The sequence below is a fragment of the Streptomyces sp. NPDC022910 genome, from assembly GCF_055561075.1.
Genome location: NZ_JBVHHL010000039.1, coordinates 46,111 through 66,778, shown reverse-complemented (window position 1 = coordinate 66,778; position 20,668 = coordinate 46,111). Strand labels below are relative to the sequence as shown.

Annotated in this window: 15 protein-coding genes; 1 reads left to right on the top strand and 14 read right to left on the bottom strand. The window is 71.2% G+C overall.

Features of this window, described 5'->3' with window-relative positions:
- Positions 1-47: 47 nt before the first annotated feature.
- The 14 genes from ACZ3TS_RS29655 to ACZ3TS_RS29590 all read right to left on the bottom strand — a co-directional run bounded on the left by ACZ3TS_RS29655 (position 48) and on the right by ACZ3TS_RS29590 (position 19,739).
- Positions 48-1,613 carry an FHA domain-containing protein gene (locus tag ACZ3TS_RS29655; protein ID WP_467623938.1) on the bottom strand — a complete coding sequence of 522 codons (1,566 nt, stop codon included), beginning with the start codon at positions 1,611-1,613 and terminating at the stop codon, positions 48-50.
- 93 nt (positions 1,614-1,706) lie between these two features.
- Positions 1,707-3,053 (bottom strand): vWA domain-containing protein, encoded by a 1,347-nt coding sequence (locus tag ACZ3TS_RS29650; RefSeq protein ID WP_467623936.1) that lies wholly within the window; start codon positions 3,051-3,053, stop codon positions 1,707-1,709.
- A 118-nt stretch (positions 3,054-3,171) separates the two neighbouring features.
- The gene (locus tag ACZ3TS_RS29645; protein WP_467623933.1) at positions 3,172-4,509 is read right to left on the bottom strand and encodes a PP2C family serine/threonine-protein phosphatase; all 1,338 of its coding nucleotides are present in this window, start codon (positions 4,507-4,509) and stop codon (positions 3,172-3,174) included.
- Between the two features lie 3 nt (positions 4,510-4,512).
- Positions 4,513-7,158, bottom strand: a complete 2,646-nt coding sequence (locus ACZ3TS_RS29640; RefSeq protein ID WP_467623930.1) for a serine/threonine-protein kinase — start codon at positions 7,156-7,158, stop codon at positions 4,513-4,515.
- Complete coding sequence (locus tag ACZ3TS_RS29635; protein ID WP_467623928.1) at positions 7,155-8,477, bottom strand: hypothetical protein; 1,323 nt, start codon at positions 8,475-8,477, stop codon at positions 7,155-7,157. The genes ACZ3TS_RS29640 and ACZ3TS_RS29635 overlap by 4 nt, the downstream gene beginning before the upstream one ends.
- An 85-nt stretch (positions 8,478-8,562) precedes the next feature.
- On the bottom strand, positions 8,563-9,567 hold the full coding sequence (locus ACZ3TS_RS29630) for a glutamate ABC transporter substrate-binding protein (protein ID WP_467623926.1): 1,005 nt from the start codon (positions 9,565-9,567) through the stop codon (positions 8,563-8,565).
- Positions 9,568-9,581: 14 nt separating this feature from the next.
- The gene (locus ACZ3TS_RS29625) at positions 9,582-10,982 is read right to left on the bottom strand and encodes a hypothetical protein (protein WP_467623956.1); all 1,401 of its coding nucleotides are present in this window, start codon (positions 10,980-10,982) and stop codon (positions 9,582-9,584) included.
- A 300-nt stretch (positions 10,983-11,282) separates the two neighbouring features.
- Positions 11,283-12,257, bottom strand: a complete 975-nt coding sequence (locus ACZ3TS_RS29620) for an N-acetylglucosamine kinase (protein WP_467623924.1) — start codon at positions 12,255-12,257, stop codon at positions 11,283-11,285.
- Entirely contained in the window at positions 12,248-13,513 is a 1,266-nt protein-coding gene (locus tag ACZ3TS_RS29615; protein ID WP_467623922.1) for a 6-phospho-beta-glucosidase, read from the bottom strand. Before ACZ3TS_RS29615 ends, ACZ3TS_RS29620 begins: the two co-directional genes overlap by 10 nt.
- Positions 13,514-13,521: 8 nt before the next feature.
- The gene (locus ACZ3TS_RS29610; protein WP_467623920.1) at positions 13,522-14,415 is read right to left on the bottom strand and encodes a carbohydrate ABC transporter permease; all 894 of its coding nucleotides are present in this window, start codon (positions 14,413-14,415) and stop codon (positions 13,522-13,524) included.
- 2 nt (positions 14,416-14,417) lie between these two features.
- Positions 14,418-15,359 (bottom strand): carbohydrate ABC transporter permease, encoded by a 942-nt coding sequence (locus tag ACZ3TS_RS29605; protein WP_467623918.1) that lies wholly within the window; start codon positions 15,357-15,359, stop codon positions 14,418-14,420.
- A 2-nt stretch (positions 15,360-15,361) separates the two neighbouring features.
- Positions 15,362-16,693: an ABC transporter substrate-binding protein gene (locus ACZ3TS_RS29600; protein WP_467623955.1), complete on the bottom strand. Its 1,332-nt coding sequence runs from the start codon at positions 16,691-16,693 to the stop codon at positions 15,362-15,364.
- Positions 16,694-16,796: 103 nt separating this feature from the next.
- Positions 16,797-18,008, bottom strand: a complete 1,212-nt coding sequence (locus tag ACZ3TS_RS29595) for an ROK family transcriptional regulator (protein WP_467623916.1) — start codon at positions 18,006-18,008, stop codon at positions 16,797-16,799.
- A 636-nt stretch (positions 18,009-18,644) separates the two neighbouring features.
- On the bottom strand, positions 18,645-19,739 hold the full coding sequence (locus ACZ3TS_RS29590) for a mechanosensitive ion channel family protein (protein ID WP_467623914.1): 1,095 nt from the start codon (positions 19,737-19,739) through the stop codon (positions 18,645-18,647).
- Between the two features lie 355 nt (positions 19,740-20,094).
- Here ACZ3TS_RS29590 and ACZ3TS_RS29585 point away from each other — a divergent pair, with 355 nt between their 5' ends.
- Complete coding sequence (locus tag ACZ3TS_RS29585) at positions 20,095-20,631, top strand: HNH endonuclease (RefSeq protein ID WP_331267001.1); 537 nt, start codon at positions 20,095-20,097, stop codon at positions 20,629-20,631.
- Positions 20,632-20,668: the final 37 nt, after the last annotated feature.

Sequence of the window (20,668 nt, the reverse complement as noted above, 5' to 3'; positions counted from 1 at the left end):
CCCTGAGGAGCCCCGCTCGCGCACGCGGACCGCTGTGCTCGGCCTGCTCAGCCCCGGCGGATCGTGATCGTCGTCCATGCGCCCACGTGCACCCGGTCCCCGTCCTGCAGCGGCACCGCAACGAAGGGCTGGATGGGCTCCTCGGCGCCGTTGACCGTGGTGCCGTTCGTGGAGTTCTGGTCGACGATCGCCCAGGAGCCGTCCGGCTGCTGGACCAGGATCGCGTGTTGGTGCGAGACGCCCGGATCCTCCGGCGGCACCGACAGGTCGATGTCGGGGGTGTCGCCGGTGGAGTGGCGGCGACGGCCGATGGTGACCTGGTTGCCGGTGAGCGTGCGCTGCTGCTCAGGGGAGTACGCCGGCAGGTTCAGGCCCGCGGCCTCGGGGCCCGAGCGCTGCATCATCGCCAGGAAGTACTCGCGGTCCGGACCGATGGTCGCGGTCCAGGTCACCGGCTGCTGCTGGTACGGAGACGGCGGGGCCTGGGTGGAACCGGGCTGCGGGTAGCCGTATCCGCCGCCCTGACCGCCACCGGGGCCGCCGGGACGTCCCGGACCACCGGGCGCGCCGCTCACCGGGGAGGCCGACGGGGGCGAGATCACCCAGTCGTCGTCACCGCCGCCGTAGGACGGGCCGCCGGTCTGCGGCGGGGCGGGCGGCGGGAAGCCCTGGGTCGGCGGCGGGGGCGGGGGAGCCGGACGCTGGAACGCGGAGGGCGGACCCTGGAAGGCCGAGGGCGCTCCCGGAGCGGTGGTCTGCGGACCACCGGCGCCGCCTGGGCCGCCAGGACCACCGGGGCCCCTAGGACCACCGGGGCCCCCAGGACCACCGGGCGTCGGCCCTCCGGGCGGCGGCGGAACCGGACGCGAGGGATCCGCACCGAAGGGAGACGGAGACGGGGAATCGCCCCCGAAGGCGGAAGGGCGCGAGGAGTCACCCCCGAACCCGGACGCACGCGAGGAGTCACCCCCGAACCCGGACGCACGCGAGGAGTCACCCCCGAAGGCCGAAGGGCGCGGGGAGTCACCCCCGAAGGCGGACGGACGTGATGAATCGCCCCCGAAATCGGATGAACGTGACGGTTCGCCCCCGAATCCGGACGGACGCGAGGGAGTTCCTCCGAAGGCCGTCGGTCCGGACGGCTCGTCGCCGAAGGGCGGGCCTGGCGGAATCGGTTCGGCAGGTCGGTTCACCTGCGACGGCCGGGACCTCTCGTAGTCGAACGAGTCGGGTCCTGGCCCGGTCTGGCCCCCCTGCTGGAAGCGCAGCGCCGGATTGGGCGCCGGCGGGCGCGGTGCGGCGGGGGTGTACGAGGTCGCCGTGTTGGTCAGGAAGTTCCACCGGCACTCCTCGCAGAACGGGGCGCCGCCCTCGCGGGGCGTGCGGCACTGCGGGCAGAGCTCCGGCTCGGGCTCCGGTGCGGCGGACAGCGGGCGTCCCCCGTGCCTACCGCCCGCGCCCGGGGGCGGCGGGGGCGAACCAGGCGGCGGATAGCCGTAACCGGTGGCGGGCGGCGGTGGAGGCGGCGGGGGTACGGCACCGGCCATACGGTGACCGCAGACCTCGCACCAGTCGCCGGAACCCGACTGGTGTCCGTTCGGGCAGGTCGGCATGTCGGCGCTTCCCCCTCTCCTTCTCCGGTCGCTGTGACCGGCGTGGTTCTCCGACCCCGGGGGGTCGGGCTCGCTGCTGTCAGGGCTTCCAGGTCACTTCTTTACACGAACAGTCTTTGTGGACCGTGTCTCGAGCGTCATTTCGTCGGCCTCCGCGACCTTTGCCTTCAGTCGCACAGTACCTGTCGCTGCGTCGACAACGTCCACCACCTTCGCAAGCAGTTTCGCAGTATCTGCGTTCCCCGACGCGCCTGCGAGCTGAACGGCCCGGCCCAGCTTGGCCGTTGCGCCATCGAAATCGCCCGCTTTGCGCAGATCCAGACCTTGCTGGATGGCTTGTGCCAGTTCGGCCTGACCCGTGTAGTGCGCGACTTGGGGGTTGATCGACGTGGACGCCGTCATGTCGTCGGTCCACACCGCCCGTACGAGCCCCTGGGCGCCGAGGTTCTCGGTGGTACCGTCGCCCCGCGGCGTGACCAGGGAGACCCGGGCGGCCAGCATCTCCTGGCCGATGTTCGCGGCCGGGACCTGGACGCACACGTGGTAGTCGCGGGACTCGTCGCCCCAGGAGCCGGTCGGGTAGTCACCGGCGCGCGGGCCCGCTTCGGTCCGGCGTCCGGTCAGTTCCTCGACCGTGGGCGCCACCTGCTTGACGAACTTGATCTCCGTCCCGACGGGCGTCCACAGCCGCAGCGAGACGTCCGCGACCTCCTTGCCCATGGCCGTCTCCATCATCTGCGTGAAGTCGGCGGCGAGGGCGGCCGGGTCGGCGACGATGTCGGCGGTGCCGAGCAGTGCGGAGGCGATCCCGGTGACCTCCTTGACCTCCCAGTCGGTGCCCACTCCACGCGCGTCACAGGTGAAACGGCCGGCGCAGGCGTCCAGCGTGGCCCTGAGGTCCTCGGGCGACTCGTGCTCGTTGCGGCCGTCGGTGAGCAGGATGCCGTGCCGTATGGAGACGTCCGCCGAGGACAGCAGCCGGTCGGCAAGGCGAAGCCAGGTGCCGATCGCGGTGCCGCCGCCCGCGCTGAGCCTGCGCAGCGCCTGCTTGGCCTGGTCGCGGGTCGTCGCGCTCGCGACGGCGAGCCGCCCGCCGCCCGGATAGACCTCCTTGGCCACATGGGTGCCGCCGATCACCGCGAAGTGCACGCCGTCGCGCACGGTGTCGATGGCCGCGGCCGTCGCGTCGCGCGCGTTGCGCATCTTGGTCGGCGGGTAGTCCATCGATCCCGAGCAGTCGACCATGATCGCCACGGCGGCACTCGGGCCGTGCCCCGGCGAGTAGAGGTGAGGCGCGGCGACTGCGCTTCCGACCGTGCCGCCGCCGGTCGCCGTCACCGTCACGATGGCGTTGACCTCGCGGCCGCCCTCCGGCAGGTACTCGTTCTGGTAGACGTCCACCGAGAACCGCGGCACGTTCGACTTCGAGAAATTGGCCATGCCTTCTCTGATCCCCCTCGAGGACCCCAGCGCTGTGGGGTGACGACTGGTTGCGGACCGGTCCCCTCCGGTCCTTGGGCCGGCTACGCCGGCCACGGGTGCGTCCGGGGGACACACCTCATGCGGATCCTGCCCCCTGCGGCGGGGCGGGGAACGGCAGGACGGCCACTGTTACGTTGTCGTGGCCCCCGGCGTCCAGGGCATGGCCCACCAGTACCCGGGCGGTGTGCAGCGGACGCCGCTCGGCGTCGGGCGGCACCACCTCGGCCATCTCCTCGGCGGCCTCGGCGTAGTTCCACAGTCCGTCCGTGCACACCACCACCACACCCGGACGGTCCGGCTTGAAGGAAGCGGTGTGCGGCTCCAGTTCGTACGCGTCCGCGCCGAGCCAGCCCGTGATCGCGTGGGCGCGCTCGTCGGCGTAGGCCTCGGCCTCGCTCATCAGGCCGGCGGCGACCATCTGCGCGGCCCACGAGTCGTCCTCGGTGAGCCGGGCCGGGGGAGTGGAGCGGTCGACGGGAACCCAGTAGGCGCGGCTGTCGCCGACCCAGCCGACGACGAGCAGGCTGGTGGTGACGACGGCGCCGACGAGGGTGCAGGCGGGCGCGTTCTGGTGCGGGGCGTGCTCCTGGGCCGTCTCCGGCTCGGTGGCCAGCGCGTTGACGGCATGCGAGGCGGCGACGATCGCGTCGTGCATGGCCTGCTGGGGGTGGGTGCCGCGCGGCAGGGCCTCCAGCAGCGCCTCGTTCGCCGCCTGGGACGCGGCGAGGGAGGCGTCGTCGGGGCGGGTCGCCGAGGAGACGCCGTCGCAGACGATCGCGACGACGGCGGGTGAGCCGTCGGACAGCGCGGCCGAGGAGACGGCGAACGCGTCCTCGTTGCGGTGGTGGCGCAGACCACGGTCGCTGACCGCGGCGACCGCCCCCAACTCCTGCTCGAGGTGGTCGCGTTCGCGCGGTTGGGCGTGGCCGCAGTTCTCGCAGTATCCGTCGCGGTCCACGTTGCCCGCGCGGCAGGCCACGCAGATCTTCGTGCCGGCGGGGGGTGTCGAGGGGACGGCGGTGCGCGGGTCCACGGGCTGTGGCGCCGCGAGGTGGTAGTCGTCGGACTCCGGCGGACGGTCGAACCGTACGCCCTTGGAGACGCCCTGCCCGGGGGGTGCGGCGGGCAGGGCGGAGCCGCCGGAGTCCGTGCCTTGGAGGTCGGTCGGCAGATGGACCGGGGCGGACGCGTCCGGGCCACCCGTAGCCGGGGCGACCGGCCAGTCCACGGGGGACGCCTCCGACCGTGGGCCCGGCGCCGTGCCGTTCATGGTCAGCGTCGGGGTGTCCGGCGGCGGGGCGGGCACCACCGACAGGTCGTACCCGCAGGCGCCGCAGAAGCGGTCGCCCGACTCGAGGGGCTCCTCACAACTGGGGCACCTCGAAAGCGCCGTCGGCTGGGGCATCTGCGACATCGATCACACCCACGTCCGGGGGCGGTAACGGTTGGCACGTTCCACCAGGTCGATCCTCTCCTCGCCGCCCTGCGCGAGCCTGGCCAGCATCCGGTACGAGCGCTCCAGACCGAAGCGGAGGCCGCGCTCGTCCAGGTCACTGCCGAGCAGCGCCCGGCCGCCGGCCGCGGACGGCGCGGAGCCCTGGCTACCGGAGAGTACCCAGTCCAGGGCACAGCCGAGGACCTCTGTGGACAACTGCTCGCGCCGCACGGCGTCCAGTCCGTACGCCTCCAGCGCCTGGACCTGGCTCGCGGCGGCCACGAGGTCGTCCAGGAAGGCCGGGTCGGGGCCCTGGCCCGCACGGTGCCGCAGCCGCGCCCGTACGGCGGCGACGCGGGCGGCGGTGTAGTGAATGGAGGCCTCCGGCACGGACTCCAGGGTGCGTACCGCGCCGCGGCGGTCGCCGGACGCGAGCTGGACGCGGGCCAGTCCGAACGCCGAGCTGACGTAGCTGGGGTCGGTGGTCCAGACGAGACCGTAGTACTCGCCGGCGTTGTCGAGCTGGCCGAGGACCTCCGCGCACAGGCCGAGGGCCAGCTTGGGGGCGGGCTCGCCGGGGAAGGCGTCGTAGATCGCGTCGAAGGAGAGCGCGGCGGCCTCGTGGTCGCCCGTGACGAGCGCGGTGACACCGCGGTACCAGACGACCCGCCAGTCGTCGGCGTGGTCGGCCTCCAGCGCTTCCAGGACCCGCCCGGCGGCGGCCGTCTCGCCCATCTCCAGCCGGGCCCGCAGCTTGCGCAGGCGCAGCTCCAGCGAGGTGACCGGCGCGGCGTGCAGCGCGGCGATCAGCTCCGAGGGCGCGGAGGCCATGAGACCCGCGAGGAAACCGGCGTTGGGGTCGCCGGGGTCGACGCGTGGAACCGGCAGGGCGAGCGCGGCGGCGGAACCGTTGACGTGTTTGACGACGGCGGACGCGCCGGGAGCGGCGCCCGCTCCCGCGTTCGGTGCGCTCGCCGCTCCGCCGCCCGGCGTCCCGGCCCCTCCGGGACCCACGGCAGCAGCGGAAGCGGCAAGCGAAGGCGCGGACACGGCACCGGCGCCGGCGGACGCAAGGCTGTCGGAGCGCTCGTTGCCCGGCGCCGCCAAAAGCACGCCCGCGGTGGTCCCGCGGCCGCGCCGCGACGCCACCACCCGTGCCCCCAGCCGCGACACGTCCCCGTCCAGCTTCGGGAACAACTCCGTGTCCGTGACCTTGACTTCCGGCCCGAACAACGTCGACAGGGCGGGCCGCGGGCGGCTCGTCTGGAGGGCGACGACCTCCCGCAGCACGCCCGTCAGCTGTTCCGACATCTCCTGCGCGGAGGCGAACCGGCGGGCCGGGTCCGGGTCGGTGGCGCGCACCAGCAGGCGGTAGAAGGACTCGTACCGGCGAAAGACCTCGATGTTGTCCGGGTCGGGCAGGGAGTCGACGAAGACGCTCGTGTAGCCCTGGAAGTCGAAGGTGAGCACGGCGAGGGTGCGAGCGACCGTGTAGAGGTCGCTCGCCGCCGACGGGCCGACCTCCGCGACCTCCGGCGCCTGGTAGCCCACCGTGCCGTAGATGGCCGACTCGTCGTCGTCCATCCGGCGCACCGCGCCCATGTCGATCAGCTTGAGCTGGTCCTCGGTCTGGATGGCGTTGTCGACCTTGAAGTCGCAGTACAGAAGGTTGCGGCTGTGCAGGTGGCCGAGGGCCTCGAGGGCCTCGATGCCGTACGCGCACGCCTGCTCCACCGGCAGCGGGTCCCGTCTCCCGTCGGGTGTGCGGCGGGAGTTGGCGATCTCCTTCAGGGACTTGCCGCCGACGTACTCCATGACGATGTAGCCGTCGAGCGAGCCGGTGCGCTGGTCGAGGTGCTCCACGAAGTTGTAGATGCGTACGATGTTCGAGTGCTCGATCTCCGCGAGGAAGCGCCGCTCGGAGATCGCCGCGGCCATCGCGTCCTGGTCGCCCGTGTCGAGCAGGCCCTTGAGGACCACCCATCGGTCGGAGACCGCCCGGTCCACCGCGAGGTAGATCCAGCCGAGCCCGCCGTGTGCGAGGCAGCCCACCACCTCGTACTGGCCGTGCACGATGTCCCCGGCCTGCAGCTTCGGCACGAACGAGTACGGGTGGCCGCACTTGGTGCAGAACCCCTCCGTGCGCCCCGGCCGGTCGCCGCGCCCCCGCCCCACCGGGGCCCCGCAGTCGGAGCGCGAGCAGAACCGCTTGCGCTCGGGCACCTCGGGGTTCTCCAGCACCATGGCGCGGGGGTCGGGCCGCGGTACGTCCGGGACCTGCACCAGACCGAGGCCCAGCCGGCCGCGCCCGGAGCTCCCGGTCGTCGAACCGGAACTGCGCACCGACACCGAGCGGCCCGTGGACTTGCCGGACAGCCGCCCGGACACGGAGCGGCGGGACTGGGACGACCGCGACGACGTCCGGGAGCTGGCGCGCGAACTGCCGCTTCCCGAACCGCGGGAGCCCTTGCCGCCCGCGGTGATCCCCGTGACCGGCGACCCGACCATCCCGCTCGCGGAGACGACCGGCGCCAGACCGCACGTGTCGCAGTACAGCTCGCCGCCGCCCACGTCCTCGTACGACCCCTCGCAGCCCGGCCGCTGGCACTTCTGCCCTGCCTGGCTCATGCTTCCCCCCTCCGGTCGGCCGGAGCGCCCTGCCCGGGCACGCGTGGGCCGAGCAGTTCCGCGGCCGCCCGCTGGTAGCGCAGCACCGCCTGTTCGGCGACCCTGAGGTCACAGGGTGCGCTCCACAGCATGCGGCGCGCCGCGTCGTACCGCTCGACCAGCAGCGGGTCCTCCGCCAGCCCGTGCCGGGCGACCTTCGCCTTGTACGCGTCCAGACGGCCGCGCAGTTCGGCGCGGACCGCGAGAGGCGCGGTGACCGCCGTCAACGACTCGCGTGCGCGCAGAAGTTCGTCCTCCGCCTTCTGCTCCAGTGACTCCAGGAGCGGGGAGAGGCGGTGCCACTGGGCGTGTCTGCGGTACTCGGCGGCGGTCGCGAGCTGCTCCTGCAGCGCGGTCGGCGGACCGCTGACCGCGGGGACCTCCGAGGCGGCGATCTTCGCGAGGACCTCACCGCGTGCGCTGCGGGCCTCCGCCAGCGTGCGGTCGGCACGGCTGAGCAGGTCGCGCAGCTTGACGAGCCGGGCCTCCGCGTCCTGACGGACCGCCAGTACGGCGTCGATCTCGCGGCGCACGTCCTCCAGGGCGCGCGCCTCACGGTCGTACGTCGACGTGTCCGGCCGCCCGCCGCCGGGCGCCGAACTTCCCTGTGTGGGGGTCCAGTACGCCAGTGGGTCGGAGATCACCTGCTCGCGCAGGCTCGTCAGAGTGCGCGTGATGCGCTCCAGGTCGTCGCCTGCCGGGTGCTCGCCGGGGCGTACGCCCACGGAGTGCGCGAGCCGGCGGGTGCGCTGCAACTCGGCGGCCAGTAAATCGATCCGGGCGGGCAGCGCCGACCACACGGCGTCGGCGGCGACGACCATGTCGAGCGAGGAGGCGTAGAGCTCGTTCATCCGCTCCACGAGCTCAGCCAGGGTGAACTGCTCGCTGAGCCTGCCGGCGCCCGCGAGCGTCGGCGCGTTCGCGGTCGCCGTCGCACTGCCCGCGACGGTGACGGCGGCACCGCGCAACAGGTCCGTCAGCTCGACCAGGTCCTCGCGACTGGACCAGCGCCGTCGCGCGCGGATCTCGCGCGCGCGGCGCAGCGCGTCCGTGTAGGCGTCGAAGTACGCCCACAGCAGGGTGATCGACGCCTCCGCCGACGTCCAGCGCTCCTTGGTGACACCCGTCAGCTCGGCGCCTTCGAGGAGTCTGCGGCCCGCGTGGTCCTGCAGGGCGAGGAGCGAGGTCTCTATGGCCTCGTGCTCCGCGCCGAGCCGCGCCAGCGCACGGTCCACCTCGTCCCGGTCCATCACCGGCCCGGTGGGTCCCGTGACGCCCATCGATCACCTCTCGTCTCGTCGTGCCCAGTGCGTGTGTCCGGTGCGCCGGGTAACTTCTCCAGTGGTATCAGATCGGTTGCGTCCGTCAGGAGGAAGGTGGCTGCGACGATGCCGAGTCCGCGCCCAGCGTCTGGGACAGCCACTTGTCGTACGAGGTCTGCCAGCCGCTCTTGCGGTAGTCCACGAGCACCTGGTTCACCCGGCGTACCAGATCCTCGGCCTGCTTGTTCATCGCCACGCCGTAGTACTCGGTCGTGAAGGGCTTCCCCTTGAGTTCGACGGTGGGGTCCTGGGCCGCCTGGCTCGCCGCGAGCGCGCCGTCGGTGACGACCGCATCGACCTCGCCGAGCTGCAACTTGACCAGGCAGTCGAGTTGGTTGGGGACGGTGGTGGAGATGTCGGCGGACGCCACGAGACGTCCGGTCTCCTTGTCGTTCGTCAGCCGGGTGTTGGCCGTCGAACCCTCGGCCGTGCAGGTCTTCTTGCCGGCCAGCGACTTGTCGTAGCCCGTGATGCCGGACGACTTCGGGGCCAGGACCTGCTGGCCGGTCGCGAAGTACGGATCGGAGAAGGCGACTTCCTCCAGCCGGTCGCAGGTGATCGTCATGGTGCGTACCACCATGTCCACCTGCCCGCTTTTGATCGCCGGGATGCGCTGGTTGGTGGGGATCGCGTGGAAGCGGACGGCCTTCGGGTCGCCGAGGATCCGCTGTGCGATCTCGTGCGCGAGGTCGATGTCGAACCCCTCGAGGTCGGCGCCCTCGGTGTTGGGGTCGCGGTAGCCCCAGCGGTAGCTGTTCTGGTCGACGCCCACCGACAGATAGCCGCGCTTCTTGATGGCCGTGACCGCCGGACCGCTCTCGTCGCCGGAGGGCGGCGGGCTCAGCCGCTCGGGGTGGCCGTCGCAGGAGTCGGCCTTCGCCTGCGTTCCCTCGGCGAGACCCCGGCCGCCCGTGCCCGTGGAGCCGTCCGGGCTCGGGTGGGTCAGCGGCAGCAGCAGCGCGAGGACGGCGGTGAGGACGCAGGCGACCAGCATCGCCCCCACGCCACCCCAGCCCTTCAGGCTCGCCCTCAGGCGCCGAGCGATCATCGCCGCTCCCCCTCTCACCGGTACTCCGAAAGCCTGCGCCCGATGCCCAGCAGCGCGCCGGACGCGCCCAGCACCGCGAGGACCGCCGCGCCCACCGGGAGCCCGGTCATCGCGCCCCGGCCGTTGCTCGCGGCCTGCTGGAACTCGCCCTCCTCGTGCCCCAGCGCCTTCGCCAGGTTCGCGTCCACGCCGTCGAAGCACTCGCCCGTCGGCTGGTCCGCCTCGGAACCGATGATCTTGTTCAGCGCCGCCTGGTAGTTGCCGTCGTCGTCGGCGGCCCGCGCCTGCTTGTGGCGCTGCTGCCAGACCTTCATGTTGCCGGTGGCGGCCGTCACGGGCTGCTTGCCCGCCCGGTCGTCGGCGATCGACTCGGCCTTGGCGAGACCTGCGGAGAGCGTCTTCATGTCCTGCTGGAACTCGTAGTCGTACAGATCCTCGACCGTGCCGTCGGGCAGTTTCTTGGTCTCGGCGCCGCGGCTGACCAGCGTCAGGTTTTCGTTGCCGCGTGCGTTCAGAGAGGCGATGCGCGCGTCGTGCAGCACGTTCAGCGAGCGGACGCCGTGGTCGTACGAGGAGTCGAGCCCTGCGCGGGCGACGCTGTGGCCCACGACCAGCCACAGCAGGACGATCGCGCAGGCCCCGGTGGCCGCGACCAGGCCTTGGTTGAGCAGCCGGTTCGTGCGCAGGTAGTGGCGCCGCTGCGCCCAGCCGAGGGCGGCGAGCGCGAGGACGCCGAGCGCGATGCCGAACCAGGGGTAGGGGGTCGCGTCCGCGTAGTCGGAGCGCAGCCGCTGGTTCTCCCTGGTGTACAGGTCCTGCGCGGCAGGCAGCATCTCGTGCTGCATCTTGTCGTTCGCCGCCCGCAGGTAGGCGCCGCCCACCGGGAAGCCCAGCCGGTTGTTGGCCCGGGCCCGCTCGATCAGGCCCTTGTACTCCGGGAGCAGCTGGTTGAGTCTGGCGATGGCGTGTGCGGACGGGGAGCCCGGGTCGGTGCTCGCGGCCGCTGTGACGAGACCCGCGGCGGCCGTCCGGATGTCCTTGTCGTACCGCTCGGTGGTCGCCTCCGGTTCCTGTCCGCCCGACAGGAAGCCGCTGGAGGCCGTCGTGTTGGCGTCCGCGAGGGAGCGGTAGATGTCGGCGGCCCCCGCGCTGAGCGGCTGGCTGCTGTGCAGCACGTCGTCGGCGGCGTTGGAACGGTCGGTCATCTGCCAGGCGGTGACGGATCCGAACGCGACGACGACGAGGGCGAGGACGGCGCCGATGATGCGCAGCCGACCGGGCTCGGTGGTCGCGGCGGAGCGCAGTCGGTCGACGCCCTCGGCGAAGGCCGTGCGGCGCGGCGGGGCGGGGCGGCCCGGTGGCACGGGGGCCGACTGCGCCGCGGGCTCCGTGGCCTGTGGCGGTACCGCCGGCATCGTGGGTGTCGCGGGTGGCGCGCCGCCCTGCTGCGGTTGTGTCACTTGACCTCCCCCATGGTCATCCGTCGGTCACCTCCGCCCGGAGCGTGGGAACGGACACAGGTGCACGGCGGCAAGTATCGCCGCCGCAACCGGTATCCGCACAGGCCTTTATGCGATCTTGTTTCCGGATCGCGGCGCTTGTGCTGACGCCGGTCACGCCATGTCCGTTGCCCTACCCCCTTCTTGAATACGCGGCATGCCTGTGTTCGGTTCCCGGGGGTGGTGCTGAGCGCGGTCGGCTGGGGGCTGCGGTGGTCAGCCGCGCTCGTAATAGGCGCGCACGCGTGCCTGTGCCTCCTTCGGGGCGTGTTCGTGGTCCAGGCCCAGGAGGGCCGCCCCGAGGACCGGGCGGGCCTTGACCACCTGGGGGACCGCCTTGGGGGCGCGGGCGGCCAGCAGTTCCCGTACGCGGTCGTCGAGTTGGGGGTGGCGGGCGGCCAGGATGCTGCCGCCGAGCAGGACCGGGGCCTCCTCGTCGAGCAGGTCGAGACGGGTCAGCGCGACCGTGGCCATGGCGACCACCTCCTCGGCGAGCCGGTCGACGATCGCGCGGGCCACCGGATCGCCCTCCTCGGCCGTGGCGAACAGCACCGGCGTCAACTCGTGGCGCCGGTCGTGCTCGACGTGCTCCAGGTGGAGCGCCTCGATCAGCGCATACATGGAGTCGAGCCCGAAGTGCGCGGGGAGGGCGCGCACCAGGTCCGTGGGTCCGCCCCGGCCGTCCTCCGCGCGGGCCGCCCACCACAGGGCCTCCTCGGCCAGGCCCCAGCCGCCGCCCCAGTCGCCGGAGATCCGGCCGAGCGCGGGGAAGCGGGCCGTGCGTCCGTCGGGGCGCATACCGACGCAGTTGATGCCGGCCCCGCACACGACCGCCACCCCGCGGGGCTCGGAGACGCCGGCCCGCAGGATGGCGAAGGTGTCGTTGCGCACCTCGACGGACGTGCCCCACGTGCGCGCGTGCAGCGCAGCCGCCAACTGCTCCTCCTCCACCGGGAGGTCGGCGTTGGCGAGACAGGCCGAGACATGGTCGACCGAGGTGACCCCGGCCTTCCCGAAGGCCTGTTCGACGACCTCGCCCAGGGCGTCCACGGCCGTCCCGACACCCACGGCCGGCGGCCGGAAGCCCCCGCCCCGTGCGGTGCCGAGGACCTCGCCGTCGCCGGCCACGACGGCGACGTCGGTCTTGCTGTTGCCCGCGTCGATGGCGAGGACACTTGCGGTCAGGCCCACGCGAGGTGCTCCCGGTTGTGCGCGATCAGCTGGTCGGTGAGGGTGTCGGCGTACGCGTACTGGCCGATGAGGGGGTGGGCGAGCAGGGCCCGGAAGACACGGTCCCGGCCGCCGCGCAGGGCCGCCTCCAGAGCCAGCTCCTCGTACGCCGTCACGTTCGCCATCAGGCCCGCGTACAGCGGGTCCACCTCGGGGACGGGCAGCGGGGTCGGTCCGTGCGGTCCGACGGCCGCCTGCACCTCGATCACCGCGTCGTCCGGCAGGAAGGGCAGTGTGCCCTTGTTGTACGCGTTCACCACCTGGTACGGGGAACCACCGCCGCCCAGCAGCGCCGTGGCGAGGTCTACGGCCGCCTCCGAGTAGTAGGCGCCGCCCCGCTTCGCGAGCAGCGCCGGCTTCTCGTCGAGTGACGGGTCGCCGTACATCTCCAGCAACTGCTTCTCCATGGCGGCCACTTCGGCGGCACGTGACGGCTTCGTCCTGAGTTCCCCGACGACCTCGTCGTGCGCGTAGTAGTAGCGCAGGTAGTACGACGGGACCACGCCGAGCCGGTTCACGAGGGTGCGCGGCAGGTGCAGGTCCTCGGCGATCGCCTCCCCGTGTTCGGCGAGCAGCTTGGGCAGGATGTCCTCGCCCTCGGGGCCGCCCAGGCGCACACCGGTCTCCCAGGTGAGGTGGTTGAGGCCCACATGGTCGAGGTGGACGTCGACCGGAGTGACACCGAGCAGAGCGGCGAACCTCCGCTGGAAGCCGATCGCCACGTTGCACAGTCCCACCGCCCGGTGGCCCTCCTGGAGGAGGGCGCGGGTGACGATGCCGACCGGGTTGGTGAAGTCGATGATCCAGGCCCTCGGGTTGGTGCGGCGGACCCGTTCGGCGATGTCGAGAACCACCGGCACCGTGCGCAGAGCCTTGGCGAGCCCGCCCGCGCCCGTCGTCTCCTGGCCGACGCAACCGCACTCCAGCGGCCAGGTCTCGTCCTGCTCGCGCGCGGCCTGGCCGCCGACGCGCAGCTGGAGGAGCACGGCGTCGGCGCCCTCGACCGCCGCATCCAGGTCGTCCGTCGTGACGATGCGCCCGGGATGCCCCTGCTTGGCGAAGATGCGCCGGGCCAGCCCGCCGACCAGATCGAGGCGTTCGACAGCCGGATCCACGAGCACCAGTTCTTCAACGGGCAGGGTGTCCCGCAAGCGCGCGAATCCGTCGATGAGTTCGGGTGTGTAGGTCGAGCCTCCGCCGACCACGGTGAGTTTCATGAAGTGGTTCAGCCCTTCACTCCGGTGAGCGTGACACCCTCGACGAACGCCTTCTGGGCGAAGAAGAACACGAGGATCACGGGGGCCATGACCAGCACGGTCGCGGCCATGGTGAGGTTCCAGTCGGTGTGGTGCATGCCCTTGAACGACTCCAGGCCGTAACTCAGGGTCCACGCGCCCGCGTTCTCGGAGGCGTAGATCTGCGGCCCGAAGTAGTCGTTCCAGGCGTAGAAGAACTGGAAGAGGGCCACGGCGGCGATCCCGGGCTTCGCCATCGGCACGACGACCCGCAGCAGCACCCGCAGATCCCCGCAGCCGTCGACCTTCGCCGCGTCCAGGTACTCGTTGGGGATGGTCATCAGGAACTGGCGCAGCAGGAAGATGGAGAACGCGTCGCCGAACGCCATCGGAACGATCAGCGGCCACAGCGTGCCCGACAGGTCCAGCTGCTTCGCCCAGAACAGGTACATCGGGATGATGATCACCTGCGGCGGCAGCATCATCATCGAGATCACCAGCATGAGCGACAGACTGCGGCCCGGGAAGCGGAACTTGGCGAGGGCGTACGCGACCGGGATCGACGACACGACGGTCAGGACGGTGCCCAAACCCGCGTAGATCAGCGTGTTCTTCCACCAGGTGAGGAAGCCGGGCGTGTCGAAGACCTTCTTGTAGTTGCCCCACTCCCAGGTGTGCGGGATCAGATCGCGGCTGAGCGCCTGGGTGTCGCTCATCAGCGAGGTCAGGAACACGAACACGAAGGGGAGCGTGAAGAAGAGCGCGGCGGCCACGCCGAGGGAATGGACCGCTATCCACTCGAGGAGAGCCTTGCGGCGGGCGGTGCGTTCGGCCGGCGAGACGGGCGCCTTCAACTCCACGGGCCTGTCGAGTACTTGCGTCATGGTCAGTCACCTGCCAGATTGAGGCCGCCCCGGCGCCGCATCAGGAACGCGGTGAACGCCATCGACAGGGCGAAGAGCACGAGCGCGACCACACAGGCGGAGCCGTAGTCGAAGCGCTGGAAGCCGAGGTTGTAGACGAGCTGAGGCAGGGTGAGCGTGGACTTCTCGGGATAGCCCGGCTCGAACTGCGTACCGGCGCCCTGGATCACTCCCGAGGCGACCTTCCCGGCGATCAGCGGCTGGGTGTAGTACTGCATGGTCTGGATCACGCCGGTGACCACCGCGAACATCACGATCGGCGAGATGTTCGGCAGGGTGACGTACCGGAAGCGCTGCCAGGCGGAGGCTCCGTCCAACTCGGCCGCCTCGTACTGCTCCTTGGGCACGTCGAGCAGCGCGGCCATGAAGATGACCATCAGGTCGCCGACACCCCACAGGGCGAGCAGGGTGAGGGCGGGCTTGGACCAGGCGGGATCGTTGAACCAGCCGGGACCCGGAATGCCGATCTTGTCGAGGATCGAGTTGACCGGGCCCGTACCGGGGTTGAGGAGGAAGGCGAAGGCCATCGTCGCGGCGACGGGCGGGGCGAGGTAGGGCAGGTAGAAGAGGGTGCGGAAGACGCCCGTGCCGGTCTTGATCTTCGTGATGAGCATGCCGACGCCGAGTCCGAAGACGACCCGCAGACTGACCATGACGAGGACCAGCCACAGGGTGTTGCGCAGCGCCGGCCAGAAGAACGGGTAGTCCTTGAAGACGTACGTCCAGTTCTTCGTTCCGCTCCACGTCGGCGGTTTGAAGCCGTCGTAGTGCATGAACGAGAAGTAGAAGGTCGAGATCAGCGGGTACGCGAAGAAGACCGCGAACCCGATCAGCCAGGGCGACATGAAGGCGACCGTCCGAAGCGCCGCACGGCGGCGCTTCGACGCGAGGGTGATGGCGCTCATCGCTACTTCGCCTGCGCGATGTCCGTGTCGATCTGCTTGGCCGTGCTCGCGAGGCCCGCCTCGAGGTCCTTGACCTTGCCGCTCTCGTAGTCGTAGCCGAACTGCTGGATCGTGGTGAGGTACACACCACCGTTGATCGACGCGGGAGTCGTGGTCGAGTTCGGGTTCGCCGCGATGTCCAGGAACGTCTTGAAGCGCGGGTCGTACTTCAGCTTCGGGGACTTCAGCGCGGCCAGCGTGGAGGGCACGTTGTGGATGGCGTTGGAGAAGTTCACCACCGCGTCCGTGTCCGTGGTCATGTACTTCACCAGCTCCCAGGCCGCGTTCTGCTTCTTGCTGGTGGCGGCGATGCCGGCGATGGTGCCGGTGATGTAGCCCTTGCCGTACTGGGCGGCCTGGTCGTCGGGCACGGGCAGCGGGGCCACCCCGATCTCGAAGTCCGGCTTGGCGTCCAGGGCCATGCCCAGGCGCCACTCACCGTCCAGCTGCATGGCGACCTGGCCGGTCTGGAACGGGTGCTTGGGGCCCCATTCGTCACCCAGCTTGGAGCGGTACTTCTCCAGCTTCTGGAATCCGCCCAGCTCGTCCACGAGCTTCTTCTGGAGCGTGAAACCGGCCGCGAAGGCGGGATCCTTGGCGAGGTTCGACTTGCCGCTGGAGTCGAAGTACATCGGGGAGAACTGCGCGAAGTAGTGCTCGGTGGTCGTCTCCCAGCCGTGGTAGTCGGGCATGAATCCGAGCTGCTTGTAGCTGTCGCCGTCGGCGATCGTCAGCTTCTTCGCGTCGGTCTCGAACTCGGACCAGGTCTTGGGCGGGCTCGTGATGCCCGCCTTCTTGAACGCCGTCTTGTTGTAGTAGAGCCCGTACGCGTCCCCCAGCAGCGGCACCGTGCAGCGGTTGCCGTCGAACTGGGTGTACTCGTTCATCGCCTTCGGGAAGGTCGCCTCCGCGTCGATGCCCGACTTCTTGAAGAACGGGTTCAGGTCGACCAGGGCGCCCGAGGAGCAGAACTTGCCGACGTTGTTCGTGGTGAAGGAGGAGATGACGTCGGGGGCCTTGTCGCCGCCGGCGCGCAGCGCCTGGTTGATCTTGTCGTCGGTCATGTTGGCGACGACGTTGACGTGGATGTTGGGGTGCGCCTTCTCGAAGCCCGCGATCAGCGTCTTCACGGCCTTCGTCTCGGAGGGCGCGCTCCAGGCGTGCCAGAAGTTGATGGTGGTCTCCTTGGACGCGTCGTCACTCGCGCCGGAGGAGGACTGGCCGGTACAGGCGGTGGTGAGGAGGGCGACGGACACGGTGAGGGCGAAAGCCGTCTTTCGGATCACTTCGGGCATGACTTCGGGCATGACGGGGTCTCCCTGGGACGGGCGGGGGTGTGGTTCGACCGGAGCGGGTGCCGGGGCCTGGGTGGAACCGGGTTGGGGGGCCCGGAGGTGCTCAGCGCGAGGTGTCGAAGACCTCGTCGCGGGTGGTTGCGAGCGCGCTCTCCAACGCGCCGCGCAGCACGGGGTGTTCGCGTACGTCGCCGACGACGAGGCGCGGCCGGGATGCGGCCAGCTCCTCCAGTTCGGCCTGGAGCAGGGTCCTCAGCGGCTCTCCTCCGGCGGTGAGGGAGGCGCCGCTGAGGACGACGAGTTCGGGGTCGAGCACGGAGACGAGTGCGGCGAGACCGGTGGCCAGCCGTGTCGCGTACGTCTCGAGGAGCCGCCGGTGGGGGCCTGTGGCGCTGTCGGCGCCCAGGGCCACGAGGGCGGCGGCGACCTCGGCGTACGGGCCGGTGGGCACGTCCTTGATGCCGAGTTCGCGGGCCAGCTTGGGGATGGCCTGGGAGCCGGCCAGCTCCTGGTAACCGCCGCTGTTGGCCTTGGTCACCTGGCGGACCAGGGGCGCGCCGGGCACCGGCAGGAAGCCGACCTCGCCGGCGCCCCCGGTCCAGCCGCGGTGCAGCCGGCCGCCGAGGACGAGGGCGGCGCCGAGACCGCCCTCGTTCCACAGCAGGACGAAGTCGCCGTGCCCCTTCGCCGCGCCGAGCCGCTGCTCGGCGAGGGCGACGAGGTTGACGTCGTTCTCGTACTCGACGGGCATCGGGAGGGCGGCCGCGAGTTCGTCGAGCAGTGCGGGGGAGTGCCAGCCGGGCAGGTGGGAGGCGTAGCGCAGCCGACCGGTGTTGGGGTCGAAGGCGCCCGGGGTGCCCAGCACCACCCGGTGCACGTCGGAGACGGCGAGCCCGGCGGCCTTCACGGCGCCGTCGAGGGCGTCGGTGACCAGGCGTACGACGGGTTGTGCGGGACGGCGGCCCGGGGTGGGCAACTCGTACTCGCCCACCGTTGTGCCGGTGATGTCTGCGACGGCGGCGAGGATGCGCTCGGGGGTGACGTCGAGGCCGGCGACGTGGGCGGCGGCCGGGTTGACCACATACAGCTGTGCGCCCGGGCCCGGGCGGCCCTCGCTCGTGCCGGTCATCAGGACGAGGCCGGCGGCTTCCAGGCGCGCGAGGAGCTGGGAGGCGGTGGGCTTCGAAAGGCCGGTGAGCTTGCCGATGCGGGTGCGGCTGAGCGGACCGTGCTCCAGGAGGAGGTCCAGGGCGGCGCGGTCGTTCATGGCGCGCAGTACGCGCGGGGTGCCCGGCGTACCGGCGGATCCTGCCATGTGTGTCGCCACCTGCCTTTCAACAGCCCAGCTTCTCAGCGGGGCCGCCGGGAAGTCCACCGGGTGATCGTTCCGGGCTTCCCTGGTTGGGACGGCCCTAAGATCACTGTTAGGAAAGTTTCCTATTTGTGAGAGGAAAGTAGGCCGTCGTCAGTGAGGCGTCAATACCGGCCACCGGCGGGCAATCAACTCGTTACCTGGACAGGGGACGCGCGCCCGTCCTTCCGCTGTTTCCTGTGGGCGGAGTCACGGCTGCCTGACGATTGGCGTCCGTGCAGGTCAGGCGCGTGGTGCTGAGGGTTGGGGTGATCCGCCCGGAATTCCCGGGAGGGGGACAGGCGGCGCACGGCGAGCCGACAGGAAGGGTGCGCTCCGGGGCGGTGCCAGCGATTTCGTCAAGAGGGTCGACGCGGTCGCCGGTACCGTCCGGCTCGACCTCCGTGACGGCGAGGGGTGGTCGGCGTGGCCGGGCTCAGGATCGGCGGGCCCTTCGTGGCGGTGTGCCGGTTGGCGCGGGCCACCGGGCTCGTGGGAGGGGCGCACTGAGGGGGCGGTGGATGGCGAAGGGTGCCCGGAGGAATCCGGGCACCCTTGGGTTCCTGCGGGCCGTATCGCCCGCTCGTAGGTCCGTGGCCCCTAGCGCACCGTGGGCCGTGCCTGCGGTATAGGGGACGCTGCTTCCGCCTGGGGCGAGCCCGTGTTCGAGTAGGCCGACGGGGGTGCCGTCGAGGCCGCCGGGTCGGCCGGGAGCTCCTGCCCGGGCTCGGCCGGCAGTCCGCCCACGATGGGGATGTCCGCCTCGTCGAAGGCCCGCTTGATGCGCCAGCGCAGCTCGCGCTCGACCGCCAGGGCCTTGCCCGGCATCGTCTTCGCGGAGACCCGCACGACCATCGAGTCCAGCAGCACGCTGTCCAGGCCGAGCACCTCGATCGGGCCCCACAGGAGCTCGTTCCACGGCTCGTCCTTGCTCATCCGCTCCGTCACCGCGTCCAGGGTCGCCTTCACCAGGTCCAGGTTCTCGCTCGCGCGGACGGTCACGTCCACCCCGGCCGTCGCCCAGCCCTGAGAGAGGTTGCCGATGCGCTTGATCTCGCCGTTGCGGACGTACCAGATCTCGCCGCCGTCGCCGCGCAGCTTCGTCACGCGCAGACCGACCTCGATCACCTCACCGGAGGCCACCCCCGCGTCGATGGTGTCGCCGACGCCGTACTGGTCCTCCAGGATCATGAACACGCCGGACAGGAAGTCCGTCACCAGGTTGCGTGCGCCGAAACCGATGGCGACACCCGCGACACCGGCGGAGGCGAGCAGCGGCGCCAGGTTGATCTGGAACGTCGACAGCACCATCAGTGCTGCCGTGCCCAGGATGAGGAACGACGCCACCGAGCGCAGCACCGAGCCGATCGCCTGCGAGCGCTGCCGGCGGCGCTCCGCGTTCACCAGCAGACCGCCGAGCGCCGTGCCGTCCACCGCCTGGACGGTGCGGTTCATGCGGTCGATCAGCTTGGTGATCGCCCGCCGCACCGCGACTCGCAGCACCGCCGCGATCACCAGGATCAGCAGGACCCTGAGACCGATCGCCAGCCACGTGGACCAGTTCTGCTCGACCCAGCTCGCGGCGTTCGTCGCGCTCTGCTGGGCGTCCTGGATCGTGGGGACCGCCGGAGCCGTCGTCTGCGAGGGCGACGGGGACGGCGTGGTGCCGGCGGCCAGTAGGGCGGGCAAGGACACGGCAGGTACCTCCAGGTGCAGCGTCTGCCTCCGCTGCGGGCGGTCAAGGTCGTCGAGGCGTCGAGGCGTCGAGGCGTCGAGGCGTCGAGGCCGTCGAGGTCACGGAAAGGTCGCCGGACGGGCAGGGGCACCACACTAACGGGGCATCGTGTGGGGATCGTGCCGATGTTCCAAGGAGAGGCCGTGCTCACCTGGGGAAGTAAGGGGGCGCGTATCGGGGGATGCATCAGGTGTGGTCGAAAACACTCCCAGCCCGTTACCGGGACATGGTGGCGCTTCCACCAGGCATGAGGGGAGACTGGCTGCAGATCGTCCCGGCGCGAGCCACGCGCCGCCGGCGTACAAGGAGGCGTCCGTGCCGCATGTCCTGGTCCTCAACGCGTCGTACGAGCCACTCGGCGTCGTACCGCTCCGCCGCGCGCTCGTCCTCGTCCTCGAGAACAAGGCCATCTGCCTCGAGGAGTCCGGCGCCTTTATGCACAGCGCAACCGTCACCGTGCCCGCGCCCAGCGTGGTCCGGCTGAAGCGGTTCGTACGGGTTCCCTACCGGGGGCCCGTTCCTCTTACCCGGCGCGCGCTCTTCGCGCGCGACGGCGGCCGGTGCATGTACTGCGGTGGCGTCGCAACCAGCGTCGACCACGTCATTCCGCGCAGCCGCGGTGGTCAGCACGTCTGGGACAACGTGGTGGCGTCCTGCCGCCGCTGCAACCATGTGAAGGCCGACCGGCACCTCTTCGAGCTGGGCTGGCGCCTGCGCCACAAACCCGCCCCGCCGACGGGGCTGGCCTGGCGCATCATCGGAACCGGCCATAGGGACCCGCGCTGGCTGCCATACCTGCAGCCGTACGGCGCGGATGACGCCTTGGCCCGGATCGACGGCATTTCCGCCTGACGATCCGGGCTTTCGCATACCCGGCGCCCCGGACCGG